Raw genomic sequence first — 22,305 nt, forward strand, 5'->3', positions numbered from 1 at the left:
CAGACTACCTTCCGTGACAATCAACCGGCATTAATCAGGCAGCCTTGGATCGGCCACTCATCGAACAACGCGAGTGGCAGATCCAAGGCTGCTCTGGTAAGCCCGCCGGTCGGGGTCAACGGCGGAGGCTAGGACTCAGGGTGGACAGCACGTTTCCATCTGAATGATTCGCTCACGGCTTCGTCTGCGGATCCTTCAGGACAGTGTTCGCGAACTCCTCGGTCCGAGCTCGTACCACGTCCGGCGTCCATTCCGTGTAACCAAGCACTTGGACACTGCGCGGGAACGAGGTCACCCGGTCCTTGAGGTAAGTCGTCTTCTTCTCGTTGAACTCTCGGTTGCCTGCCTTCGAGTTCTTGCTCTTGCTGAGCAGCACAAGGTTGCCGGCGGAGTCGATCAGCTGGTCGTGCTCCGCCGCGGTGAATGTCGAGCTCCACAGGCCACCCGACTTCGGGTTCTGCGGCAGGACATGCTCAATGGAGCGAACTTGGAAGTGTCGGACATGATCCAGCTCATCGGCCACGATCTCGGCTCTGACGAGCAGGTATTTCGCGTGACTGGCAGTATAGAAGTTCTTCGCGCGGCAGGCCTCCTGGATCTTTTCGGTTGACGCGTTCAATCGGTCGAGGACCTGCTCCGCAGAGGTGAACCTGTCGATGTCCTTCAAGATTGCCGTATAGACGCCGTAGCGCTCGTCTTTGCGGGTGCCGGTGACCCAGTGTTCGAGGTATATTCTCTCGATCATCAGTACAAAATCATAGAACTGGGTCTTCTCGAACTTCGCAGCGAAAGCCAAAAGGCAGGACTTCCATTCGGAGGCGGAAAAATAGCTGACCATCGCCTCCATTAAAGTCTGATAAGCGACATGCGGCGCATCGCCCGATGCATCAAGGAAGTCTCGGGCCACGAAGAGGGCGTCGTACAGATCGACGTACCGTTCGAGCTGATCCATGAATTCTGGACCCGGCTTGGGCATGTTGGGCTGCCCGAGAATTTTCTTCTCGAACTCTTTGTGCAGATCGAATTGTGTCTTCTCTTTGACATACACGAGCCGCAGCAGGCTGAAGATGTTCTCGAAGCCGGCCTCGCCGAGGCGGTTCTCCATCTCTTCCCATTGCAGTGCGTACTTGGTGCGGGAGTCCGCGGTGGTTATGTATGCCGGATCAAGGTTGTAAGCCTTGAGGACGTCGATGCGGCGCAGCTGCTTGCCGCGATCGTTGACCACGGTGAACAGTCTGAAGGCGTCTTCAAATGTGTCGGTCGCCACATAGATGAAAGTGCAGTTCTGCGTGACAAAGATCGCGAAGCTTTCGCGGTCGTGCTCCCGCATGGCCTGCAGCTTGCCCCAGAAGATTGATCGCGCGGCCTCGTATCGGCGATTTATGGCGTTCTTCATGTCCGACTCGGACAGCGCTTGTGCGGCGCCCCCGGTAGTGCCGATCATGGAGTTGAAAACCGATTGGTCCTTCACCTGCAGCCTGTTGCGCGCTGGAATGGAATCAAGCTTCTTGGCTGCTTGGAATATCTTCTCGTGAATCTCGACCGTAAGGGTCTTGTCGTCCGTTGTGTCGAGGGAGTCTCGCATGCAGGCCAGGAGAATGCAGAGGGCTGTCAGGCGTTGCTGGCCGTCGACGACGTCGTACTCGCCGTCATTGATCTTATGGAGAACAAGAGTCCCGAGAAAGTAGGGCTCATCGCGCTGCGCGCCCGCGAGATCATCGATAAGGTTCGTGAAGTCCTCGTCGTCCCAGAGGAACGGCCGCTGATACTCGGGGATCCGGAAGAAGAAGTCTTGGGAGAACAGCTTGGTAAGCGGCAACATGTCGCTTTCAAGCTTCTTCGCCATGGTCGGTGCCTCTCAGGTGAGGGGTGCCCGCCGGTGCGTTGTGGCGGGAGGGTCGATCCTATGGCGACTGCTGTCCGAGGAGCGAGCACGGTTGGCCGGAGGCTGCAGCGCTTATGGTGCGACGAGAATCTTGTGATCATGTTCGTGACACACCATCGTCGCTCCGGCCCATGTGGACAGCGCGGACGGGAGCGATGAAAGACGCGGCGTCCTGCGCATGCCCCGATGTAGTGTCGGGCCTCACAGGTCTCACTGCGGGTGGCGTAGGCTGACTTAGGTTCACCAAACTTGTAGCCGTCTGCTCAGCGGACCTCCATCTCCCACAGGCTGTAGCCGTACTCGGTGGAGCGCTGGGTGCCGTACATGCGGACGTAGCGGCCCGTCACCCGCTCGACGGGGATCGTGGCGACGCCGCCGGCGCTGCTCGTGGTGGAGTAGACCGTCTTCCACTTCTTGGCGTCGGTGGAGATCTCGACGCGGTAGTGGGTGGCGTGGCTGTTCTCCCAGCGGAGGACGACCTCGCTGATCTGCCAGCGGGCGCCCAGGTCGACGCGCAGCCACTGGGGGTCGCTGAAGCCGCTGCTCCAGCGGGTGGTCGCGTCGCCGTCCACGGCGCCGGCGGCGGACCACGGGTCGCCTTCGAGGCTGGAGGCTTCGGCGGGCCGGCCCAGGGCCAGGTTGCGGCCGGACGGGTTGGTCTTGCCCTTCGGCGCGGCGGCGCTGGTGGTGGGGGCGGCCGACGGGGCGGGCTTGCTCGGGCGGCTCGGCGCCTGGGACGGCAGGGCCTGCTTCTCGGTGCTGGGCGAGCCGGGGGAGAACGGCGCGTCGGCGGCCTTGGCGGGCCGGGACGGGCGGGAGCTCGGCGACGGGGTCGGCGCGGCCGAGGGCAGCGCGGCGCTCTGCTGCTGCTCGCGGCCGGGGTCGTCGCCGCTGGTGGTGACGAGGCCGACGATGGTGAGCAGGGCGACGAGGAGCAGGGCCGCCAGGACGAGGGGGAGGGCGCGGCCCTTGAGCGGCGGTCGCGGGGGCTCCGCCGGGGCGGCGGGCGGCGGCGGAGGCGGCGGGGGGACCGGCTGCTTGCCGATCAGCATCGCCAGCAGCTCCTGGGCGGTCGGGCGGTCGGCGGGCTCCTTCGATAGGGCGAGCCCCACCGGGCCGCGCAGGGAGTCGGGCAGCCCGTCGAGGTGCGGCGGCTGGGTGAGGATGCGCGCCGCGGTCGCCGGCGGGGAGTCGGCGTGGAAGGGGGTGCGGCCGGTGCCCGCGTACGCGACCACGCAGCCCCACGCGAAGATGTCGGCCGCCGGCGTGATCGGGGTGTCGGGGTCGGCGGAGAAGCGCTCCGGCGCCATGTACGCGACCGTGCCGACCATGTTGTCCGTACGCGTGTGGCGGCTGGTGATCTCGAACGGCCGGGCGATGCCGAAGTCGATGACCTTGGGGCTGCCGGGCGGGAGCAGCACGTTGTCCGGCTTGAGGTCGCGGTGGATCACGCCGGCGCCGTGGATGCCGGTCAGCGCCGTGGCGATGCCGGTCGCCAGCGAGTGCAGCGCCCCGCCGCGCAGCGGGCCCTGCTCGTCGACGACCTCGGCGAGGCTGGGCCCGTCGACGTACTCGACAACCAGGTAGGGCGGGTCGTGCTCGAGATCGGCGCCGAGGAACTCGGCCGTGCAGAACGACGGCACCTGCCGGGCGCGCTCGACCTCGCTGCGGAACCGGCCGCTGAACTCGGGATCCGCGGCGAGGGTCGGATGGATGAGCTTGATCGCGACGAACCGGCCCTCCGGGTTCCTCGCCAGATAGACCGCGCCCATGCCACCCAGGCCCAGCAGCCCCACGAGGGCGTAGTCGCCCAGCCGGGTGGGGTCCTGCAGACGCAGCGGACTCACGCGGTACGCGGTGTCCACTCATCAACTCCCTCGAACGATCTTCCACATCGATCGTTCTGGTTACCGATGAGTTCCGCAAATATCGGCGGAGTGCCGGGGCGATTTGGTGCGCGATCGTCACCCGACGGCCATCTTCGGCGGACGATCGGCACAGCCGGTCACCGTGGAGTGTCAGATCGTGGGGAGGCCGGCCTCCTGCCAGGCGCGGAAGCCGCCGGCGAGGTCGGTGGCGCGGTGCAGCCCGAGATCCTGCAGGGCGGCGGCGGCCAGGCTGCTGGTGTAGCCCTCCTGGCAGGTGACGATGACGTCGAGGTCGTACCGGGTGAAGGAGAGCCGGGCGTCGCTGCGCGGGTCGAGGCGCCACTCCAGGACGTTGCGCTCGATGACGATGGCGCCGGGGATCTCGCCGTGCTCGGCGCGCTGGGCGGCCGGGCGGATGTCGACGAGGACCGCGCCGTCCGCCAGGGCCCGCCGGGTCTGGTGCGGGTCGAGGCGCCGCAACCGGGTGCGCGCGGCGGTCAGCAGCTCGTCGATGCCGCGCGAGCCGGCGGGGGCGACGGCCGCGGTCACCACTGGGCTCCGGCGCGCTCGATGGTCACCACGTCGAGGCCGGCGGCGCCGATGCGGTACTTGGTCATGGTGGTCAGCGCCGGACCGTACGCGTGGATGCTGATCGCCGGGACGTTGGTGCGGTTGGTCATGCGGTGGATGTGCCGGGTGCCGAAGCGCCGGCCCGCGCCCTCGCCGAGCTCGCGCACGGAGACGCGCGGCGGGCCGTCGGGGCGCACGGCGACGGTCTCCTCGGTCAGCGTGCCGGAGAAGACGTGGAACGCGCCCGCGGAGCCGCCGTGGTCGTGCAGATCCGTGCCCTGCCCGGGCAGCCACGTGAGCAGCCACACCTCGTGGTCGGGCTCCTCGGCGAGCCGGTCGTACCAGCGTTCGGCCTCGCTGAACTGGGGCTTGATGCGCCAGGACGCGGGGTCGGCCGCGAACTCGCGGGCGATGCTGAGGTGGTCCAGGCGCAGGTCGACGGTCGGCACGGGGCAACTCCTCGGGTCACATACATTGCCTATTGGTTCTATAGGTTTACCGCATGATTGTGGCAGCGGTGTGAAGACTCGCGGGAAATGATCGGGGCGAAAGAGCCACGCGGGCGTCGCCTCTTTCGCCCAGAGCAACGTGACGGCTACGCGGCGTGCGCTTTTCCCCGGCCGGGCTCGTAAGATCGGACTGCCCGGGTCACCGTTCCGGTGGAAACGACCGCGCAGCGCAGCCAGAGGTATTCAGGCCGTTATATCGTCTGCGACGCCTCTTCGCCGGCCCCTCTGGCGACTCCCCCGATCCTTGAGGACGCATCCGTGCCGAACAATCGCCGTGGCTTGCTCGCCGCCGGTCTGGCCGCCACCGTCGTGGGGGCCACCGGGGTCGTGTGGACCATGAACGCCGGAGCCGCCGAGACACCGCAGCCGGTCGAGTCCACGGTGGCCGTGGACGCGGCGCCCGTACCGCCGAAGCTCCTGCCGTGGGGTGCCAGGCCCACCAAGCTCAAGCGCGGCAAGCCCGGGGCCACCAGCAAGGCCGTCGCGGCCGCCGGTGCCGACGCCGCCCCCGCCGACCAGAGCGGCTCGCTGCGGCCGGTGGCGGAGTTCGCGCCGAAGGGCAAGCGCTCGCCGGCCGGGACGCTGCGCGCGGAGCGCACGGACGTCCAGCCCCCGACACCCCCGTCCGCCCAGCCCAACCCGGACAAAGAGGTGTCCTACCTCTACGCGTTCGGCGAGCAGACCGGTGCGACCGACGGAACGTGGGCGAACCTCAACATCGCGAAGCCGGAGCTGGCGCAGGAGGACTACCACTCGCTGGCGGAGATCGCGGTACAGAGCGAGGACGGCAAGCAGATCGTCGAGATCGGCTGGACCGTCGACCGCGGGGTCAACGGCGACGACGACCCGCACCTGTTCGTCTTCTCGTGGCAGAACGGCAAGCCGGGCTGCTACAACGCCTGCGGCTACGTGCAGTACAGCAGCACGGTGAAGCCGGGCGACACCCTGCCCGTCGGCGAGCAGAAGCGGTTCGGTGTCCGGCACTCCAGCGGTGTGTGGTGGGTCGCCTACAACTCCGAGTGGATCGGCTACTTCCCCGACAAGCTGTGGGACGGCAAGTACACCCAGGCCGGGCTGATCCAGTGGTTCGGCGAGGTGGCCGCGTCGAGCAAGGAGCCGTGCACGCAGATGGGCAACGGCCTGCCCGGCGCCGATCCCGCGGCCACCCGGGTCGGCACGATCTCGATGATCAATGGTCCCGAGGTCAAGCCCAGCCTGGAGTCCACGAGCCCGTACTACAGCGTGGATCGGCGCACCGACCGCACCTTCGGGTACGGCGGGAAGGGCAACTGCCCGGAGGACGACGAAGAATAGGTTGAACCGGCAACCGCTTCGCGGGGTACAACGGGTCATGGCCATGCGAAGACGGGCGGGTGCCGACGAGGAGCTGATGACCGCGCTCTACACCGAGCACTACTCGGTGCTGCTCGGGTTCGTCTCCCGCTACGTGCAGGACAGGCACCGTGCCGAGGACCTCGTCCAGGAGACGCTGCTGCGGGCCTGGAAGCACATCGACCACCTCGACCCGGAGCCCGGCCGTACCCGCTCCTACCTGCTCACCATCGCCCGCAACGTGGTCACCAACGCCTGGCGGGCCGAGCAGCGCCGCCCGAAGCTGGTGATGGACGAGCAGGCGGTGCGGACCGTGGCGTCCGCGGACACCGTCGACGAGCTGGTCGAGGGCTGGCTCGTCGCCGAGGCGCTCGAGCGGCTCTCCGCCGACCACCGCGCGGTCGTCCAGGCCATGTACTACGACGGGCAGAGCGTCGCGGACGCCGCCCGGACCCTCGCGGTGCCCGAGGGCACGGTCAAGTCGCGCGCCTACTACGCCGTCCGGGCGCTGCGGCGGGTCTTCGAGGAGATGGGAGTGCTGCGATGACCGCGGGTCACGACGAGCTGCGCCGCCTGCTCGGTGGCTACCTGCTCGGCGGCCTCGACGACGCGGACACCGAGCGGCTCGACAATCACCTGCTGACCTGCGACGAGTGCCGGGCGGAGCTGGATCAGCTGGCGCCGGTGCCCGAGCTGCTCCGCACGCTGCCGCAGCCGAACCTCGCGGTGCCGCCGGGCACGCGGCCCACCCCCGACCGGATCGAGGCGCTGCTCGGCCGCATGCGCGGGGAGCAGGCCCGGGAACGCCGCCGGTCGGCGGCCCGCCGGCTTGCGATCGCCGCGGCGGTCCTGCTGATCGCCGCGGTCTCCGGCGTCCTCGTCCTCAACCACGACAACGGTACGGTTCCCCCGCCGCCCGTGGCCCAGTCCAGCCCCGCCCAGCCCCGCCTCGTCGCCGCCTTCCACCCCGCCGGCGGCAGCGGCCTCACGGGCGAGGCCGTCCTCACCGGCAAGACGTGGGGCGTCTCCGTGGACCTGGCCGTCCAGCAGCTCGCCGGCAGCGGACCCTTCGTCTGCCACGTCCGCAACCGGGGCGGCAAGGTCGAGCAGGCGGCGATCTGGGGCCCGACCCCGAGCGGCAACGCCAAGGTGACCGGGGCCAGCTCGATTCAGCTCACCAGCGTCGCCGAGGTCGAGGTGGCCGACGCCGCGGGCCACGTCCTGGGAACGGCCTACATTTACTGAGGAACCAACCGGGGCGCACCGGCGTGTACCTGGCATGGATGCTTCGGCGACGGTCGTGTCGCGGCCCGGGGGGACGGAAGCCGACGGCTTCGAGAGCTTCTACCGGGCGAACGTGGACCGGGTCTACCGCGCGCTGGCGGTGACGCTGCGCCGCGACGACCTGGCCCGGGAGGCCGTCGACGAGGCCATGGCCCGCGCCTACGCCAAGTGGGACAAGGTCCGGCACCTCGACAGCCCGGCCGGCTGGGTGTTCCGGGTCGGCCTCAACTGGGCGACCTCCTGGTGGCGCAAGGTCCGCCGCGAGCGGCCGCCCACCGATGCCGAACCCGCCGGTCCGGGCCCGGGAGCCGAGGCGGTGGCGGCGCGCACGGCGCTGGCCCGGCTGCCCGAGGCGCAGCGCGCGGTCGTGACCTGCCGCATCCTGCTCGACCTGACCACCGCGGAGACGGCGGTGGCGCTCGGACTCAACGAGGGCACCGTCAAGAGCCGGCTCTCCCGGGGCCTCGCCGCCCTCCGGACCGCGCTGAGCGAGGAGAAGTGACCGTGAGCCTCGAAGAAGAAGTGGTCCGGTCCGCCGCCCGGGCCGCGGGCCCCTACATCGGCAGCATCGACGGCATCCACCGCCGGGCCCGGCAGCGGCGCACCCGGCGACAGGCCCTGGCCGCGTGCGCCGCGGTGGTGGCGCTGCTGGTGGGGCTGGGCGTGACGCTGAACCGGCGGAACACCGCGGCCCCACCAGCCGTCCGGCCCAGCGTGAGTGCCACGCCGGAGCAGCGCCTGATCCTGAACGGCGCGACCGGGGCCTACCGGACCGGCACGATGCTGGTCGAGCTGGGCCCGGTCAATTACGCCGAGCTGCTTCCCGACGGCCGGATCGCCGAGCACGACCTGGTCCGCGTGAGCGAGTCGGCTCAAGTGTCGGCCTTGCCCGGCGGCGGCGTCGTCCTGCTCGGCCCGGTGCCGGGGGGAAGCGGGCCGGAGCTCGCGGTCGTCGGGCCGGACGGCAAGCTGCGGCTCCGGCGGGATCTGCACGCGAACGGCAAGACGGTCACGCTCACCGCGGCCAGTGAGACCACCGCCTTCTTCCAGCGTGGGGATTCGCTGTTCGCCCACGAGCTGGCGACCGGGGCCGAGCGGCTGATCCTGAAGACCCGCATCGGCGGCACGATGGCTGCGGCGGCCGACGCGATCGGCCGTCGGCTGGCCCAGGCCTACGTGTTCGATCCGTGCGGGATCGAGGTCGCCACCGCCGGCATGGCAAGCGCCTACTCGCTGGCGGCGAGCTTGCGCCGGGCCCCCGACGGATGCACCAAGATCCTGGCGCTGCGCTGGTCGCCGGACGGCAGCAGGCTCGCGGTCGCCGAGGAAAGCGACCAGGGCCGCCGGGTGGTCGTCCTCGACATGATGACGGACGGCGGAGCGAAGATCTCCGAGCAGCCGCTGCCCGGGACCTATCAGGAGCTGGGGGCGCAGTTCGACAAGACGGACGTCTCGCTGGCGTGGCAGGACGGCCGGACACTGCGCGCGGCGCTGTATCCGACCGGTCCCGGCTACCTGACGGTCAAGCCCTTCATCGTCGGCGTGCCTTGACGAGGTAGGTCTGGGCGACCACGACGACGGCGAGGAAGGCGCCGCTGATCACCTGTTGGTAGCTGCTCGGCAGGTTGCCGACCTGGTTGATCATGTTCTGGATGACGCCGAGGAGCAGGACGCCGGCGATCGTGCCGGCCAGGGTGCCCGCGCCGCCCGTGAGCAGCGTGCCGCCGATGACGACCGCGGCGATCGCGTCCAGTTCCATGCCCGCGCCGAGGACGGTGACGCCGGAGCCGAGCTTGGCCGCGTTGATGGCTCCGGCCAGCCCCGCGAGCAGGCCCGACAACACATAGACCCACACCTTCGTACGCCGCACCGCCACGCCCATCAGCGCTGCGGCGTCCTCGCTGCCGCCCACCGCGTAGACGGCGTGCCCGAAGCGGGTCCGGCCCAGCAGCACCATGCCGAGCAGGAAGGTGACGATCACCAGCCACACCGGGTAGCCGAGCCCGAGGAAGGATCCCGTGCCGAAGGAGCGGAACGTGTCGCTGCCGACGAGATAGGTGGTCGACCCCTCGTCGCTCAGGGCCCGCATCAGGCCCCGGGCGCCGAGCAGCGCGGCGAGCGTGACGATGAAGGGCGCCATCCTGGTGTACGCGATGAGCAGCCCGTTGACGACGCCGATGAGCCCGCACACGGCCAGCGGGGCGAGAAAGGCCGGGACCCAGCCCCACTGCGACGCGTACGCCGACACGACGCCCCCGAGCACGTACAGCGAGCCGACCGACAGGTCGATCCCGCCCGTGATGATCACGAAGGTCATGCCCAGCGCGATGAGGGCGGGCGGCGCGGCGGCGACGAGGATCGTGGCGGCGTTGTCGTAGCTGCGGAAGTTGGGGAAGGACGCGGCCGCCACGATGACGACGACCACGAGCACGGCGAGCGCACCTTGGCGTTGCACCAGGCCGATGATCCGGTCGGTGCGCTCCGCCTTGCGCTCGTCGGCGGCGACGACGGCGGTGGGGTTGTGGTTCTGCTCCAGGGACACGGTCACCGAGACTTCCTCTCCCGGGCGGCGTACACGGCGACGAGGATGATCACGGCCTGGACCATCTCGGTCGTGGACGGCTGCAGGTTGTGCTTGATCATGGTGGCGACGACGAGCTGCATGAGCAGGGCGCCGGCGACCGTGCCGAGGACCCGGACCTTGCCGCCGGTGAGCGGGGTGCCGCCGACGACCACGGCGGTGATCGCGGAGAGCTCGATGAGCAGGCCCACCGACGAGGCGTCGCTGGACTGGATGCGGGCCACGGCGAGCAGCCCGGCGATCGAGGCGAGCACCGCGCACAGGATGTAGACGCCGATGAGCACGCGTTGCACGGGGACGCCGGCGAGCTGGGCCGCGGGGCGGTTGCCGCCGATCGCGAGCAGCCGGCGACCGAAGACCGTGCGCCGCACGACGAAGGCGACCACGAGCACGAGGGCGGCGGCGATCCACACCAGCAGCGGTACGCCCAGCAGGTCCCCGGAGCCGAGGAACACCAGGTCGTCGTTGCGGACGTCCTTGAGCTGGCCGCCCGAGATCACCAGGGCGAGACCGCGCCCGCCGACGAAGAGCGCGAGCGTCGCCACGATGGGCTGCAGCCCGACGCGCGCCACGAGCAGGCCGTTGACCAGGCCGACCGCGACGCCCGCGAGCAGCGACACGGCGATCGCGCCGGCCACGCCGTACCCCAGGTAGAGAGGGATGAGGGCGGCGGCGAGCGCCATGACCGAGCCCACCGACAGGTCGATGCCCTCGGTGCCGATCACCAGCGCCATGCCGAGCGCCACGATGACGATCGGCGCCACCTGGATCAGCTGGATGCGCAGGTTGCCCAGGGTCAGGAAGTTCGGGGTGAAGGCGATGTTGTAGACGATCAGCACGAGGATCGCCGCGTAGACGCCGTACTTGGGCAGCCAGGCCTTGAGCCTGGCCAGGTCGAGGGAGGGTTTCAGGGTCTCAGTGGTCATCGCGATCTCCGTCGGCAGCCGCGGCGATGGTCTCCAGAAGGGCCTCGGTGGTCACGTCGTCGCCGAGCAGCTCGCCGACCACGGCGCCGTCGCGCAGCACGACCACCCGGTCCGAGCCCTCGACCAGCTCCTCGGCGTCGGAGGAGACCAGGACCACGCCGAGCCCCTCGGCGGCGAGCTCGTCGATCAGCGCCTGCACCTCGGCCTTCGCGCCCACGTCGATGCCGCGGGTCGGCTCGTCGAGCAGCAGCACCTTGGGCCCGGTGGCGAGCAGACGGGCCAGCAGCACCTTCTGCTGGTTGCCGCCGGAGAGGTCGCCGACCAGCTGGTCCGGCCCGGACGCCTTGATCCGCAGCCGGGTCATGAACGTCTCGACGATCTTGTCGATGCGCTTGTCGGAGACCAGGCCCAGCCGGGAGGTGCGGGGGAGGACGGCGAGCGCGATGTTCTCCCGGACGGACAGCCCGGCCACGATGCCCTCGGCCTTGCGGTCCTCCGGCTGCGTCGCGATGCCGGCCTTGAGTGCCTTCACGGGGTTCGGCCGGCCGAGCGCGACGCCGTCCACGGTGATGTCGCCGCTGTCCAAGGGGAACGCGCCGCCGATGGCCTTGATCGTCTCGCTGCGGCCGGCGCCGAGCAGCCCGCCGAGCCCGACGACCTCGCCGGGCCGGACCTCGAGGCTGACGTCGTGCAGGCGGTGCCGGCTGGACAGCTTCTCGGCCCGCAGCACGGGCGCCCCGGAAGCGTTGCTCTCCCCGGTGAAGCCGGTGAAGCCCTCCTTCCGGACCGCCGACATGTCGCGGCCGAGCATCAATGACACCAGCCGCAGCCGGTCGAGGTCGGCCAGCCGGCCGGTGTGCACCAGCTTGCCGTCGCGCAGGATCGTGACCGCGTCGCAGATCCGGTAGAGCTCGTCCATGCGGTGGCTGACGTAGACGATCCCGATGCCCCGCGAGTGCAGGTCGTCGATGACGCCGAAGAGGGTCTCGACCTCGCGCGGCTCGAGCGACGAGGTGGGCTCGTCCATGATGACCACCCGGGCGTCGATCATGACCGCGCGGGCCAGGGCGACCATCTGCTGCGCGCCGAGGGCGAGCGTGCCCAGCGGCAGCCGGACGTCGGTCGTGACGCCGTACTGCCGCAGCACCTCCCGCGCCTCGGCGGCCATCCGCTTCTCGTCGACGAGGCCGAACCTGGTCCTGGGCTCGCGGCCCAGGAACAGGTTGTGCGCCACGCTCATCAAGGGGACGAGGTTGACCTCCTGATAGATGGTCGAGATGCCGGCCCGCTGGGCGTCCATCGGGGTGCCGAACCGGACCGGCCGGTCCTGGTAGCGCACCTCGCCCTCGTCCGGGGTGTAGACGCCGGTCAGCACCTTGATCAAGGTCGACTTCCCGGCGCCGTTCTCCCCGACCAGCGCATGCACCTCGCCGGGCTGCAAGGTGAAGGACACGCCGTCGAGCGCGCGCACCCCCGGGAACACCTTGCTGACCCCGGCAACCTCAAGTAACGCCATGGCTCCCCTTTTGCTCAGCCCAATGGGGCTGCGTTGTTCCAGGTGGCGTCCGCGGCGAAGCTGCCCGCGGCGTCCCAGGTGTTGCCACCCCCGTTGGTGGCGATGTAGACGGCCTCGCCGTAGTGCCGCCAGAAGTAGCCGGGGTAGTTGAACGACTCCAGCGACAGGGTGCCGCTGCCGCCGTTCAGGGCCGGCTGGGCGCAGAACGTGGCGTCCTGCTGGAACGTCGTCGTCCCGTCGTTGGTGGCCTTCTGCAGCCGGTAGTTCGCATGCCGCAGGTACTGGCCCGGGTAGTTGACCGACTCGAACGAGAAGCAGCTGTCGTTCGCGAGCCCGGCGCGGACCGTGAACGTCGCGTCCTGCCGGTCGGTGGCCGCGCTCGCCGTGGTGATGACGTCCGTCCGGGCGAGCCCGTCGCGGTGCCGCAGGTAGCGGGTGTCGAATCCGGCCGTCGTCACCCGGAAGGAACGGTTCTGGCCCACGGTCAGGTCGGCGCCGCTCTTCCACAGCGCCGGGGAGACGGTCCAGGTGGCGTCGTCGTTGAACGAGCCGCCGGTGTTGGCATCCATCCACACTTCGCTGTTGCGGTGCCGCAGGTAGTAGCCGGCCATGTTGGACGCCTCCAGCGAGGTGCCACCGCCGGAGAGGCCGGGCCGGGCGCAGAACGTGGCGTCGGCGTTGAAGGTGCTGCCGCCGTCGTTGGCCTCGCTGTAGACCCGGTACGCGCGATGCCGCAGGTAGCGGCCCGGGTAGTTGCGGGACTCGAAGGAGTAGCAGGAACTGTTGCTGAGTCCGGGCCGCACCCAGAAGGTCGCGTCCTGCCGCGCCGTCGTTCCGCTGATGACATCGGTACGCGCCGCGCCGTCTTGGTGCCGCAGGTAGCGGTCCGTGTAGCCGGGCGTCGTCACGCGCAGGCTGGCGAGCTTGTTGGTAGAGAGCGTGGTGCCGTTCGCCGCGCCCAGGATCTGCTGGTGCAGTGCGCGGACGCGGGCGAAGTCCATCTTCTGGACCTGCCGGTCGTACGTGAAGAAGCCGTTGAGCTCCTCCTCCACGTCCGTCGGCTCGGTGTAGACGGAACCGGACAGCCCGTTGCCGTTGATCAGGTCGATCAGCCGGCTCGTGATCTGGAGGTAGCGGTTGGTGAGGGCCGTGCTGTCGGGCAGCCACTCGTACGCGAACTTGCCGCTGGTCGGGAACTCATGCGAGGTGCGCAGGCCGAGGCCGCCGTACTCGCCGTTGACCGCGATGCGGGTGCTCGACGGGGCGCGGGAGATGCCCGGCCCGACGTAGAGGTGGTCGTCGATCACGTCGCCGTTGCCCGGGTCCGGGTCGGAGTCGCAGCAGTTGGAGCCCGAGTTGTGGTTGACGAGCCGCGTCGGGTCCCAGCTCTTGACCAGGTCGGCGATGCGGCCGGCGTCGTACTCGCCCCAGCCCTCGTTGAACGGCACCCACTGGACGATCGACGTGATGCCCTTGTGCTCGTCGATCAGCTCCTTGAGCTCCTTCTCGAACCGGGTGCGCCCGGCCGTCGACGGCTCCTTGCCGCTGGCCAGTGCCGGCATGTCCTGCCACACCATCAGCCCGAGGCGGTCGGCCCAGTAGAACCAGCGGTCGCTCTCGACCTTGATGTGCTTGCGGACCATGTTGAAGCCGAGCGCCTTCTGCTGCTCCAGGTCGAAGCGCAGGGCAGCGTCGGTGGGCGCGGTGGAGACGCCGTCGGGCCAGTAGCCCTGGTCGAGGGTGCCGAGCTGGTAGACGAACTTGCCGTTGAGCGTCGGGCGCAGGACCCCGCCGAGCACGGCCTTGCCGACCGTGCGCAGGCCGGTGTAGCCGCCGACCGTGTCACCGCTGCTCAGGGTGACGCGGAGGTCGTACAGGAAGGGGTCGTCGGGGGTCCACAGGTGCGGGTTGGTGACATTGATCCGGATCGCGGAGCCGACAGTGCCCGTCGCCGTGCCGACCACCGTGCCGTTGGTGAGCACCTGGGCGGTGACCGACTGCCCGGCGGCGTTCGCGGCCTGCACGGTCAGGTCCAGCCCGGTGGTGTTGGGCGTGGTGTCCAGGCGGGTGATGCGGGCGGCGTTGGTCGGCTCGAGCCAGACGGTCTGCCAGATGCCCGAGTACGGCGTGTACCAGATGCCGCCGCGGTTGATGCGCTGCTTGCCGACCGGGATGTCCTGCGAGTCGGTCGGGTCCCAGACGCCCACGATGATCTCGTTGCTGCCGGCGCGGAGGGCGCTGGTGATGTCGTACGAGAACTTGTCGTAGCCGCCCTCGTGCGTGCCGAGCAGCGTGCCGTTGACCCACACCTTCGACTGCCAGTCGACGGCGCCGAAGTTGAGCTGCACGTTCCGGCCCGACCAGCCGGCCGGGACGGTGAACGTGCGCCGGTAGTAGGAGTAGTCCTGGCGGCGCATGATCCCGGAGAGGGCGCTCTCGATCGGGTACGGAACCAGGATCTCCTCGCCCAGCGTCTGCCCGGTGGGCGGGGTGTTGATGTTGCTCGCGCCGGCGAACTGCCAGATGCCGTTGAGGCTCTGCCAGTCGGGGCGGGTGAGCTGGGGCCGGGGATATTCGGGGAGCGGGTTGGTCGTGGACACCTGACTGGTCCACGGGGTGGTGAGCGGCGGGGTCTTGGGGACGAACGCCGCGGCCGGCGCGGTGGTGGCGACGAGGGCGCCGGCCGTGGCGGTCAGGACTGCCGCTGCGAGCGCGAGCAGTCGTCGTCGGTGTCCGATCACGGTGCCTCTCCTTCGGGGGTCAGGAGGCGGTGGGGGATTGAACACATAGTTACGTGACCGAACACCGACAATCAATAGAGAAACGTCGATTAATACGCAGCGCCGATGTCGGTCTTGGCGGTCGACTCGTCGTACTCGCGGTCGCTGATGATGATGTCCTCGGGGATCGGCTCGCCGTTGAAGAACTTGGTGGCCGTCTCGAAGGCCAGCGGGCCGAAGCGCGGGTTGCTCTCGATCACGGAGTAGATCCAGCCGTCGACGATGCCCTGCACGGCGCCCTTCGTGCCGTCGATCGACACGATCTTGACGTCGCCCTTCTGCTTGCCGGCGCCCTTGAGGGCCACCTCGGCGCCGAGGGCCATCTCGTCGTTCTCCGCGTAGATGCCGTTGATGTCCGAGTTGGACTGCAGCAGCTGCTCGGTGACCTTCTGGCCCTCCTCGCGGGAGAACTGCCCGGTCTGCTCGAACGTGATCTTGATGTCCGGCGCCACCTTGGCGATCTGGTCCTTGAAGCCCTTGGTCCGCAGCGTGGTGACGTTGTTGCCGGGCGAGCCGAGCAGGATCGCCACCGAGCCCTTGTTGCCCAGCGCCGCGGCCATCTTGTCGGCGGCGCGCTTGCCCTGCTCCTCGAAGTCCGACCCGATGAAGGTCAGGTAGTCGGTGCAGGACTCGGCGTTGATCTTCCGGTCGATGGTGATGATCGGGATCTTCTTGGCCGACGCCTTGGCGAAGACCGAGTCCCAGCCGTCGGAGTTGAGCGGGGCGATGATCAGCAGCTGGACGCCCGAGTCGATCATCTGCTCGACGTCGCTGATCTGCTTGTTGAACTGCGAGTTCGCGTTCGTGGTCTGCAGGTTGGCGGCCGGGATGCCCTGCTTCGCCGCCTCGTCCTTGATGGACTGCGTCTCGGCGATGCGGAACGGGTTGGCCTCCTTCTCCGACTGCGAGAAGCCGATCTTGGCGGTCTTGAGGTCGATCTTCTGCCCGCCGAACTGCTCGAGCGTGCAGCTCTTGGCGCCGGGTGCCGCCGACTGGACGACCTGCGCCCCGGCGGACGGGTCGGCGGCGGCGGTGCTGCTGCTGCCCGGCTCGTCCTCGCTCTTGGCGCAGGCACTGACAAGCAACATGGTGGCGCCGAGGGCGACAACGGCCGGCTTGAGGCGACCGGAAAGGACACTCATGGGCAGCGCTCCTCAAAGGATGATCTTGAGATCGATGCGAAACGATCCCGTAACACATTCACGCACTCTCGAACTTTTTCTGTCAAGGGTCCGCGCGCAAGGCACCACAAACGAACGCCCCGCTGTTGCAGCGGGGCGTCCGGGAGCCTTATATGCGCTGGTGGGAGCGTTGTCGAGAGGTGCGGACCTTAATTCAGGTCGCGATTCCATCCTTGTTATCGCTCACAATGCGACAAAGGCTGGCGTCGATACGTGTGCGGTTCGGCGTCCGATCAGGACGGGACCGGTGCGAAGGCCGCCGACTGGAACAGCAGGGCGAGGGCGCGGTGCTCCTCGGCCGGGTCGGGCGCGGGCAGCAGCACGCCGGCGGCCCGGGCGCGCGCCAGCAGCTCCGGTTCGGGCGCGAAGCCGTAGGTGACCAGGTAGTAGTGCACCGACTCGGGCCACACCCAGGGGCCGTCGGTGCGATAGCTCATCGGGACCACCTCGCCGCGCTCCGGCTCCACCTCGTCGCGGAGCCGGGCGGTGGTGGCCAGCACGGGCGCGCCCGCGTCCAGGTAGCGGGCGACGTGGGCCAGGTCGTCGCCGGTCAGCCGCTCGTGCTCGGGCAGGAAGCGGGCGCCCGCGTCGTCCACGACGTCGAAGACCCGGGCGACGCGGGGCGGCGGCGGGGTCTGCTCGACCCAGAGCAGGGCGCCGTTGTTGCGGGCCTGCCGGGCGTACGGGGGAAGGTCCTCGCCGGAGCGGTAGACCTCGACCTGCGGCCACTGCACCCCGGCGGCGGCCAGCTCGCGCATCATCGTGGCGGCCGTCCCCGCCTGCGGGCCGTTGGCCTCCAGCACGTAGACGCGGGAGGGCGGGATCGTCGCCGCGGCCCACTCCGGGGCGAGGCGCCAGGCCCGCCACAGCGCGACCGCGTCGGGCAGCTCGGCCACCGCGCGTACGGCCGCCTGGTCGGCATCGTCGCCCAGCTCGCGTCCCACCAGGTCGAGCAGCGGGGGCACGTGGCGGCCGAAGGTGCGCGCGTCCGGCATGGCCGGCACGAAGGAGAAGCCGATCTCCAGCAGCGAGCCGGGCTCCGGAACACTCGCCGTGCCCGACTCGGCCAGCGTCAGGCGGGCCGTCGCCAGCGCCGCGTCCGGCAGCCGGCCACCGAGCTCGAGCAGGGTTCTGTGCAGGGCGGCCTGGTCGCTCATAGCCGCATTCGACCACAGCGGCCCGGGCGCCGGGCGGGCCCGTGACCGGACTTGTCCGAGTGGCCGCGGCTTCCGCCCGTTCTTACCCCTCCAGCGGGAAGAGCGCGGCCAGGGCCCGGTGGAGAGCCGCCGCGTCCGGCTCGGGAGCGGGGGCGCCGCGGAGGTGAGCGAGCAGCTCCGGGTCCGGCGCCAGCCCGTGTTCCCGCAGGTAGTAGGCGGTTGTGTCGGTCCAGATCCAGGCGCCGTCCGTACGGTACGACAGCGGCACCACCGCCCCGCGCCCCGGCGCCACGACGTCGTCCGCGCGATCCGTGGTGATCAGCAGCGGCCGCCCGCCGTCGAGCCGGGCGAGCACCTGATCCCGCTCCGCGCCGGCGAGCGTGGGGTGGCCGGGGGCGAAATAGGGGCCGGTGACCGGATCCGCGCCGTCGAAGACCCGGGCGACGACGACGGGGTCCGGGCGGTCCGCCGTCCAGAGCAGCGCGGCGCCCTCGCGGGCCTGTTCCTGGTAGACGGGCAGCTCGTCGCCGGGGGCGTACGTCTCGATCAGCGGGTGCGGAAGCCCGGCGGCCCGCAGCTCCTCCTGCAGGGTGCCGGTCAGCAGCGGGAGTCGTTCCGCCGGCACGGCCGCCTCCAGGACGAAGACGCGCGCCGGCTGCGGCCCGGAGCGCCACGTCCGCCACAGGGCGCGGGCGCCGGGCAGCCGTCCCGCCGCGGCGGTCGCGGTCCGATCGACGGCATCGGTCAGGCGGGTGACGGTCGCGGCCGGCGCCGCGGTGAGGTCGAGCACCGGGGGCAGGTCCGGGCGCTCGGCGGCGACGGGCCGGAACCGCAGCGGAGGTACGGGCCACTCGCCGGGCCGGGTCTCGGACAGCGGCTCGACCGAGTCCGGCTCCGCCGCCCCCAGCAGCGCGAACTCCTCCTCGGACGGGGGCAGCCCGGCGGCGGCCATGATCGAGCCCAGCGCCAGGGCGGTCTCGGCCGTGCGGTCCCGGGCCAGCGCCTGCCGGGCCGCCACCAGGGTCTCGGCCGGGGCGTGCCCGGCGACCTTGAGCAGCAGGCGGTGGAACTCGGCGCCGTAGGCGACCATGACTCCCCTTCTCGAAGCGATCACGACGCTGCCGCGGCGAGGTCCGGTTCGGCGCGGTCGCCGGGCAGCTCGGGCCCGTCGTACTCCACGGGGGCCCGGCCCTTGACGTGCCGGCGCCACGAGCCCGGGCGCGCGCCGGCCCCGTCGACGCCGATGCTCAGCAGCCGGCCCGCCGGGGTGAGCCAGGCGCTGCGGGTGGGCGCGACGACCGCGGTGATGCCGGGCTGCTCGGCGAGCCGGTCGGCGACATCACCGGCCGGGGCGACGAGCACGATGTCCTTGCCGTACGACCGGGGGTCGGCGTTGATCCGCGCGGCGAGCCGCTCCGGGTCGGCCGGCCCGCCGGCGAGGAAGACGACGTACTCGCCGGGGCGTGACGGGTGTCCGCGGGCGACGTCCAGCCCGGGCCCGTCGCCGAGCAGCGCCAGACCGGCGGGGATCTCGACGTAGGAGGGGACGGGCCGGGACAGGCCGAGCCGGGGGCGGCCCTGCGGATCGTAGGTGATCAGCGCGGTGGCCGGGCGGCTCATCGTGGCCAGGGCGCCGGTCGTCGTCGTGAGCAGCGCGGGCGCCGGGGAGATGGGGGCGAGCGTGAACCGGGTGGGGCCGGCCGCCGCCAGCGTGGCGTGCCGGGCCGCCTGCTTCTCGATGGCGGTGAGGGCGGCCTCGGCCCCGGCGATCCGCGCCCGTGCGGCCCGGTGCGCCTCGGCCGCGGCGGTCTCGAGCCCGGCCGCCGCGGTGATCAGGTCGGCGGTCCGGGTGCGCTGGGCGACGGCGAGCGCGGTGAAGTTGTGCTCGACCTGGCGCAGCACGGCGGCCATCCGCTCGTGCATGTCGGCGCTGTCGTTGGTGGCACCGAAGACGTCTCGGAACGATGTGGCGATCAGGCGGTCCCGGTCGTCGCCGGGCGGCAGCGTGGCCGCGTCCCGGGCCGCCTGCACGGCGTCGCGGCTGGTGCCGTCGATGCCCTGGCCGAGCTGCCAGTAGCGGTCGAGCCGGGCGTGCAGGGCGGCGGCCACGGCACGCAGCTCGGCCGTGCCCTCGGCGGACTCCGAGGCGGCCACCGCCGTCTGCCACAGGGGCTTGATCCGCTCGCGCTCGGCCTCGGCGTCCCGGATCGCGTCCCGGACGGCCGTCTCGGTCTCCCGGATCCGCTCGCGGGCCTCGTCGGACATCTCGCGCAGGGCGATCCGCAGGCGGCGTTGTACCCGGTTCAGGTCGTCCTCGACCTCGGAGTCCAGGTCGTCCGCCGTGGCGTACAGGTCGCCGGCCCGCTCGCCGAGGGTGTCGTCGCCGGTCGCGAGGCTCCGCAGGTCCGCCAGCTCCGCGTGCCAGAAGTCGTGGATCTGCTGGATCGACCGGTCCAGGCCCTCGATCGTGCGGACCGCGGGCGCCGGGTCAGCCGGGGTGTCGAGCGGGGTGGCCGGGCCTAAGTAGACGGGACCCGGGCGCACGGTCAGCCGCGCGGGATCGCCGGGATCGGCCAGGAACTCGTGGAACCGGTTCTCCGCCGGCAGGCTGCCGCCCGGCTGCCGGGGGTCCGCGACGATGACGGACCCCGCGTCGGAGTACCAGCCGATGCCGCCGGGCGCGAAGATCCGGGTGCCGGGCAGCTCCCGGGCGAGGCGGGCGGCGAAGCCGTTCTCCCGGTCCTCGCCGGTGCGGCAGGCGACGAGCAGGATCGGCCGGCCGCGCCACTCCGGGTCGGCCCGGATGTGGGCGGCCACCTCGGCGGGGGTCAGCGGGAGGCCGGCGGAGGACATGCCGTCCCGGTTGCCGTGGCCGATGACGTGATAGCGGTCCGGCGTCCGGTCGGGGGTGTCACCCAGCGGCCGCGGGTGGAGGTTTCGGCCCGGGAAGACGAGTCCGCCGCCCGGAAGGTGCAGCGGCGGCGGTGCCGTGACGGGCGGCTCGGGTGCCGGGTGCGCGACCATGCCGGGCGGCCCCGGCTCGTACGTGGTCGTGCCGTCCGCGTCCACGCCGGACGTGACCTCGATCAACTGCCGCGCCCGGGTGCCGACCGGCCGGATCACCTCGGTGCCGCCGTCGGTGCGGTGCACGCGCAGGGCTGTGCCGGTGGCGTCGGCGATGCGCCGGAGCGCGGCTGTTCCCGGCCCGGTGCCGGTGATGCCGCGTACCTGGGTCGCCACGGCGTCGTACCCGGAAGAGCCGGCCAGGACCGGGGGCGCGGGCGTCGCGGGCGGGAGGGAGAACCGGGTCGGGCCCGCGGGCATCAGCGTGGCGGCGAGGCGGCCGGTCACGTCGTTGATCAGGGCCTCGAGCGTCGTCAGCCGGGCGTCGGCCTCGGCGAGCCGGTCCCGGGCGGTCGCGAGCGCGGCGACCGCGGCGGGTTCCGCCCGTCTCGCGGTGTCGAGCAGCTCCTGCGCCTCGGCCTGCTGCAGGTGGACGGACTGCACGAGGTCGCCCGGGTACCGGTGGAGCTCCGCGGCCATCCGGTTGTCGACGAGGTAGGCCTGGCTCGCCGTCTCGATGGCCTGCCGCAACGACGTCGACAGCAGATGGTCTCGGCTGTCTCCGGGCCGTATCGCGGCGGTCAGGGGGACGTGGGCGGCAATCTGCCGGGACAACGGGAGGGTTGCGCGCAGCGCCTGCCACGGGAGCTCCAGGGCGGTGTGCAGGTCGGCGGCCTGCGTACGCATGTCGCGCGTGATGTCGGCGGAGTCGTACGCCTCGCCGGCGGCCTGCCACAGCTCAAGCATCGCCTCCCGGGTGGCCCGGGCGGCGTCGATGGACTCCTGGGCGGCGGCTTGCTGCTCGCGCAGCCGGGCGCGTACGTCCGCGGTGAGGGTCTTGTCCTCCGGCGGGAAGGCGAGGAGCTCGTCGACGGCGTCGCGCGCGTCGGACTGCCGGTGCCACATCGGGTCGAGGCCGGCGTCGACCTCGTCCTGCAGCCGGTTCGCGGTCCGCTTCAACTCGGTGGCCGCGTCGCGGTGACCGTCGTCCTCGGCGGCGATGCGCTGCAGGTCGCTCATCGTCCTGGCCCGCGTGTCGTGCAGCTGCTGCACCTGCCGGCTCAGGCTCTTGACCGTCGCGACCAGCGGGGCGGGATCGGACGGCGCGTCGAGCGGGGCCGCCGGGTCCAGATAGAACGGGCCGGGCACCACGGCCCGCAACTCCGGGTCGTGCGGGGCGACGAAGAATTCGTAGTACCGGACGTCCTCGGTCGTCTGCTCCGCATGGTCCCGGGTGCTCGTGACGGTGACCAGTCCCGTATTGCCCGACCAGGCGAGGCCGCCGGGCGCGAGGACGCGGGTGCCGGGCAGCTCCCGGGCCAGCTGGGCGGCGAACCCGTCCGTCTTGTCGAGGCCCGTGTTGCACGCCACGAGCACGATCGGCCGCCCTCGCCACTCGGGATCGGCCCGGATGAGCGCGGCCAGCTCGGCGGGGGTGACCGGGGCGGCGCCGGAGAAGATGACGTTCCGGTTGCCGTGGGCCTCGACCACGTACCGGTCCGTCAGGGCCGGCGGGTGCTGGGGCGGTCCCGAGATGCCGTGGCCCGGGAAGATCAGGCCGCCGCCCGGGACGCGCATCGGTGCCGGGGCGGACGCCGAGGCCTCGGCTGCGGCCGGCGGGTGCGGCTCGTCGTGGGCGAGCATCGTGACCGG

17 protein-coding genes are annotated in these 22,305 nt (G+C 71.0%); 5 read left to right on the forward strand and 12 right to left on the reverse strand.

Translation table 11 applies throughout. The features are described from left to right. Positions 1-172: 172 nt before the first annotated feature. From RBH18_RS23450 to RBH18_RS23465, 4 genes are all read right to left on the reverse strand, one after another. Positions 173-1,846: a DUF262 domain-containing protein gene (locus RBH18_RS23450; RefSeq protein WP_306211246.1), complete on the reverse strand. Its 1,674-nt coding sequence runs from the start codon at positions 1,844-1,846 to the stop codon at positions 173-175. A gap of 302 nt (positions 1,847-2,148) precedes the next feature. Continuing rightward, complete coding sequence (locus RBH18_RS23455) at positions 2,149-3,732, reverse strand: protein kinase domain-containing protein (protein ID WP_306211248.1); 1,584 nt, start codon at positions 3,730-3,732, stop codon at positions 2,149-2,151. Positions 3,733-3,903: 171 nt separating this feature from the next. Further along, positions 3,904-4,302 carry a rhodanese-like domain-containing protein gene (locus tag RBH18_RS23460; RefSeq protein ID WP_372338972.1) on the reverse strand — a complete coding sequence of 133 codons (399 nt, stop codon included), beginning with the start codon at positions 4,300-4,302 and terminating at the stop codon, positions 3,904-3,906. Beyond that, positions 4,299-4,772 carry a cysteine dioxygenase gene (locus tag RBH18_RS23465; RefSeq protein ID WP_306211252.1) on the reverse strand — a complete coding sequence of 158 codons (474 nt, stop codon included), beginning with the start codon at positions 4,770-4,772 and terminating at the stop codon, positions 4,299-4,301. The genes RBH18_RS23460 and RBH18_RS23465 overlap by 4 nt, the downstream gene beginning before the upstream one ends. Positions 4,773-5,090: 318 nt before the next feature. Here RBH18_RS23465 and RBH18_RS23470 point away from each other — a divergent pair, with 318 nt between their 5' ends. From RBH18_RS23470 to RBH18_RS23490, 5 genes are read left to right on the forward strand one after another with little or no spacing between them, the layout of a single operon-like run. Then, the gene (locus tag RBH18_RS23470) at positions 5,091-6,146 is read left to right on the forward strand and encodes a neprosin family prolyl endopeptidase (RefSeq protein ID WP_306211254.1); all 1,056 of its coding nucleotides are present in this window, start codon (positions 5,091-5,093) and stop codon (positions 6,144-6,146) included. A gap of 43 nt (positions 6,147-6,189) precedes the next feature. Continuing rightward, entirely contained in the window at positions 6,190-6,711 is a 522-nt protein-coding gene (locus RBH18_RS23475) for a sigma-70 family RNA polymerase sigma factor (RefSeq protein ID WP_306211256.1), read from the forward strand. Further along, positions 6,708-7,409: an anti-sigma factor family protein gene (locus RBH18_RS23480; protein WP_306211258.1), complete on the forward strand. Its 702-nt coding sequence runs from the start codon at positions 6,708-6,710 to the stop codon at positions 7,407-7,409. The genes RBH18_RS23475 and RBH18_RS23480 overlap by 4 nt, the downstream gene beginning before the upstream one ends. Positions 7,410-7,443: 34 nt before the next feature. After that, complete coding sequence (locus tag RBH18_RS23485) at positions 7,444-7,950, forward strand: RNA polymerase sigma factor (protein ID WP_306211260.1); 507 nt, start codon at positions 7,444-7,446, stop codon at positions 7,948-7,950. Between the two features lie 2 nt (positions 7,951-7,952). Then, positions 7,953-8,999, forward strand: a complete 1,047-nt coding sequence (locus RBH18_RS23490; protein WP_306211262.1) for an LpqB family beta-propeller domain-containing protein — start codon at positions 7,953-7,955, stop codon at positions 8,997-8,999. Here the strand turns inward: RBH18_RS23490 and RBH18_RS23495 are convergent. The 8 genes from RBH18_RS23495 to RBH18_RS23530 all read right to left on the reverse strand — a co-directional run. Beyond that, on the reverse strand, positions 8,980-9,996 hold the full coding sequence (locus tag RBH18_RS23495) for an ABC transporter permease (protein WP_306211263.1): 1,017 nt from the start codon (positions 9,994-9,996) through the stop codon (positions 8,980-8,982). The two genes, RBH18_RS23490 and RBH18_RS23495, sit on opposite strands and share 20 nt — an antisense overlap. Then, a complete protein-coding gene (locus tag RBH18_RS23500) occupies positions 9,993-10,955 on the reverse strand; it encodes an ABC transporter permease (protein WP_306211265.1) in 963 nt (320 codons plus the stop codon). Before RBH18_RS23500 ends, RBH18_RS23495 begins: the two co-directional genes overlap by 4 nt. Continuing rightward, the gene (locus RBH18_RS23505; protein ID WP_306211266.1) at positions 10,945-12,471 is read right to left on the reverse strand and encodes a sugar ABC transporter ATP-binding protein; all 1,527 of its coding nucleotides are present in this window, start codon (positions 12,469-12,471) and stop codon (positions 10,945-10,947) included. Before RBH18_RS23505 ends, RBH18_RS23500 begins: the two co-directional genes overlap by 11 nt. A 14-nt stretch (positions 12,472-12,485) precedes the next feature. After that, complete coding sequence (locus RBH18_RS23510; RefSeq protein WP_306211268.1) at positions 12,486-15,212, reverse strand: AbfB domain-containing protein; 2,727 nt, start codon at positions 15,210-15,212, stop codon at positions 12,486-12,488. Positions 15,213-15,301: 89 nt separating this feature from the next. Continuing rightward, entirely contained in the window at positions 15,302-16,393 is a 1,092-nt protein-coding gene (locus RBH18_RS23515) for an ABC transporter substrate-binding protein (RefSeq protein ID WP_306211270.1), read from the reverse strand. Between the two features lie 272 nt (positions 16,394-16,665). Then, positions 16,666-17,589, reverse strand: coding sequence for a hypothetical protein (locus RBH18_RS23520; RefSeq protein WP_306211272.1), 924 nt, complete (start codon positions 17,587-17,589; stop codon positions 16,666-16,668). Positions 17,590-17,671: 82 nt separating this feature from the next. Beyond that, positions 17,672-18,679 (reverse strand): hypothetical protein, encoded by a 1,008-nt coding sequence (locus tag RBH18_RS23525; protein WP_306211274.1) that lies wholly within the window; start codon positions 18,677-18,679, stop codon positions 17,672-17,674. A 20-nt stretch (positions 18,680-18,699) separates the two neighbouring features. Beyond that, a partial coding sequence (locus RBH18_RS23530) for a hypothetical protein (protein ID WP_306211276.1) occupies positions 18,700-22,305 on the reverse strand: 3,606 nt, incomplete at its 5' end.

Source organism: Actinoplanes oryzae, from assembly GCF_030757795.1.
GTDB lineage: Bacteria > Actinomycetota > Actinomycetes > Mycobacteriales > Micromonosporaceae > Actinoplanes.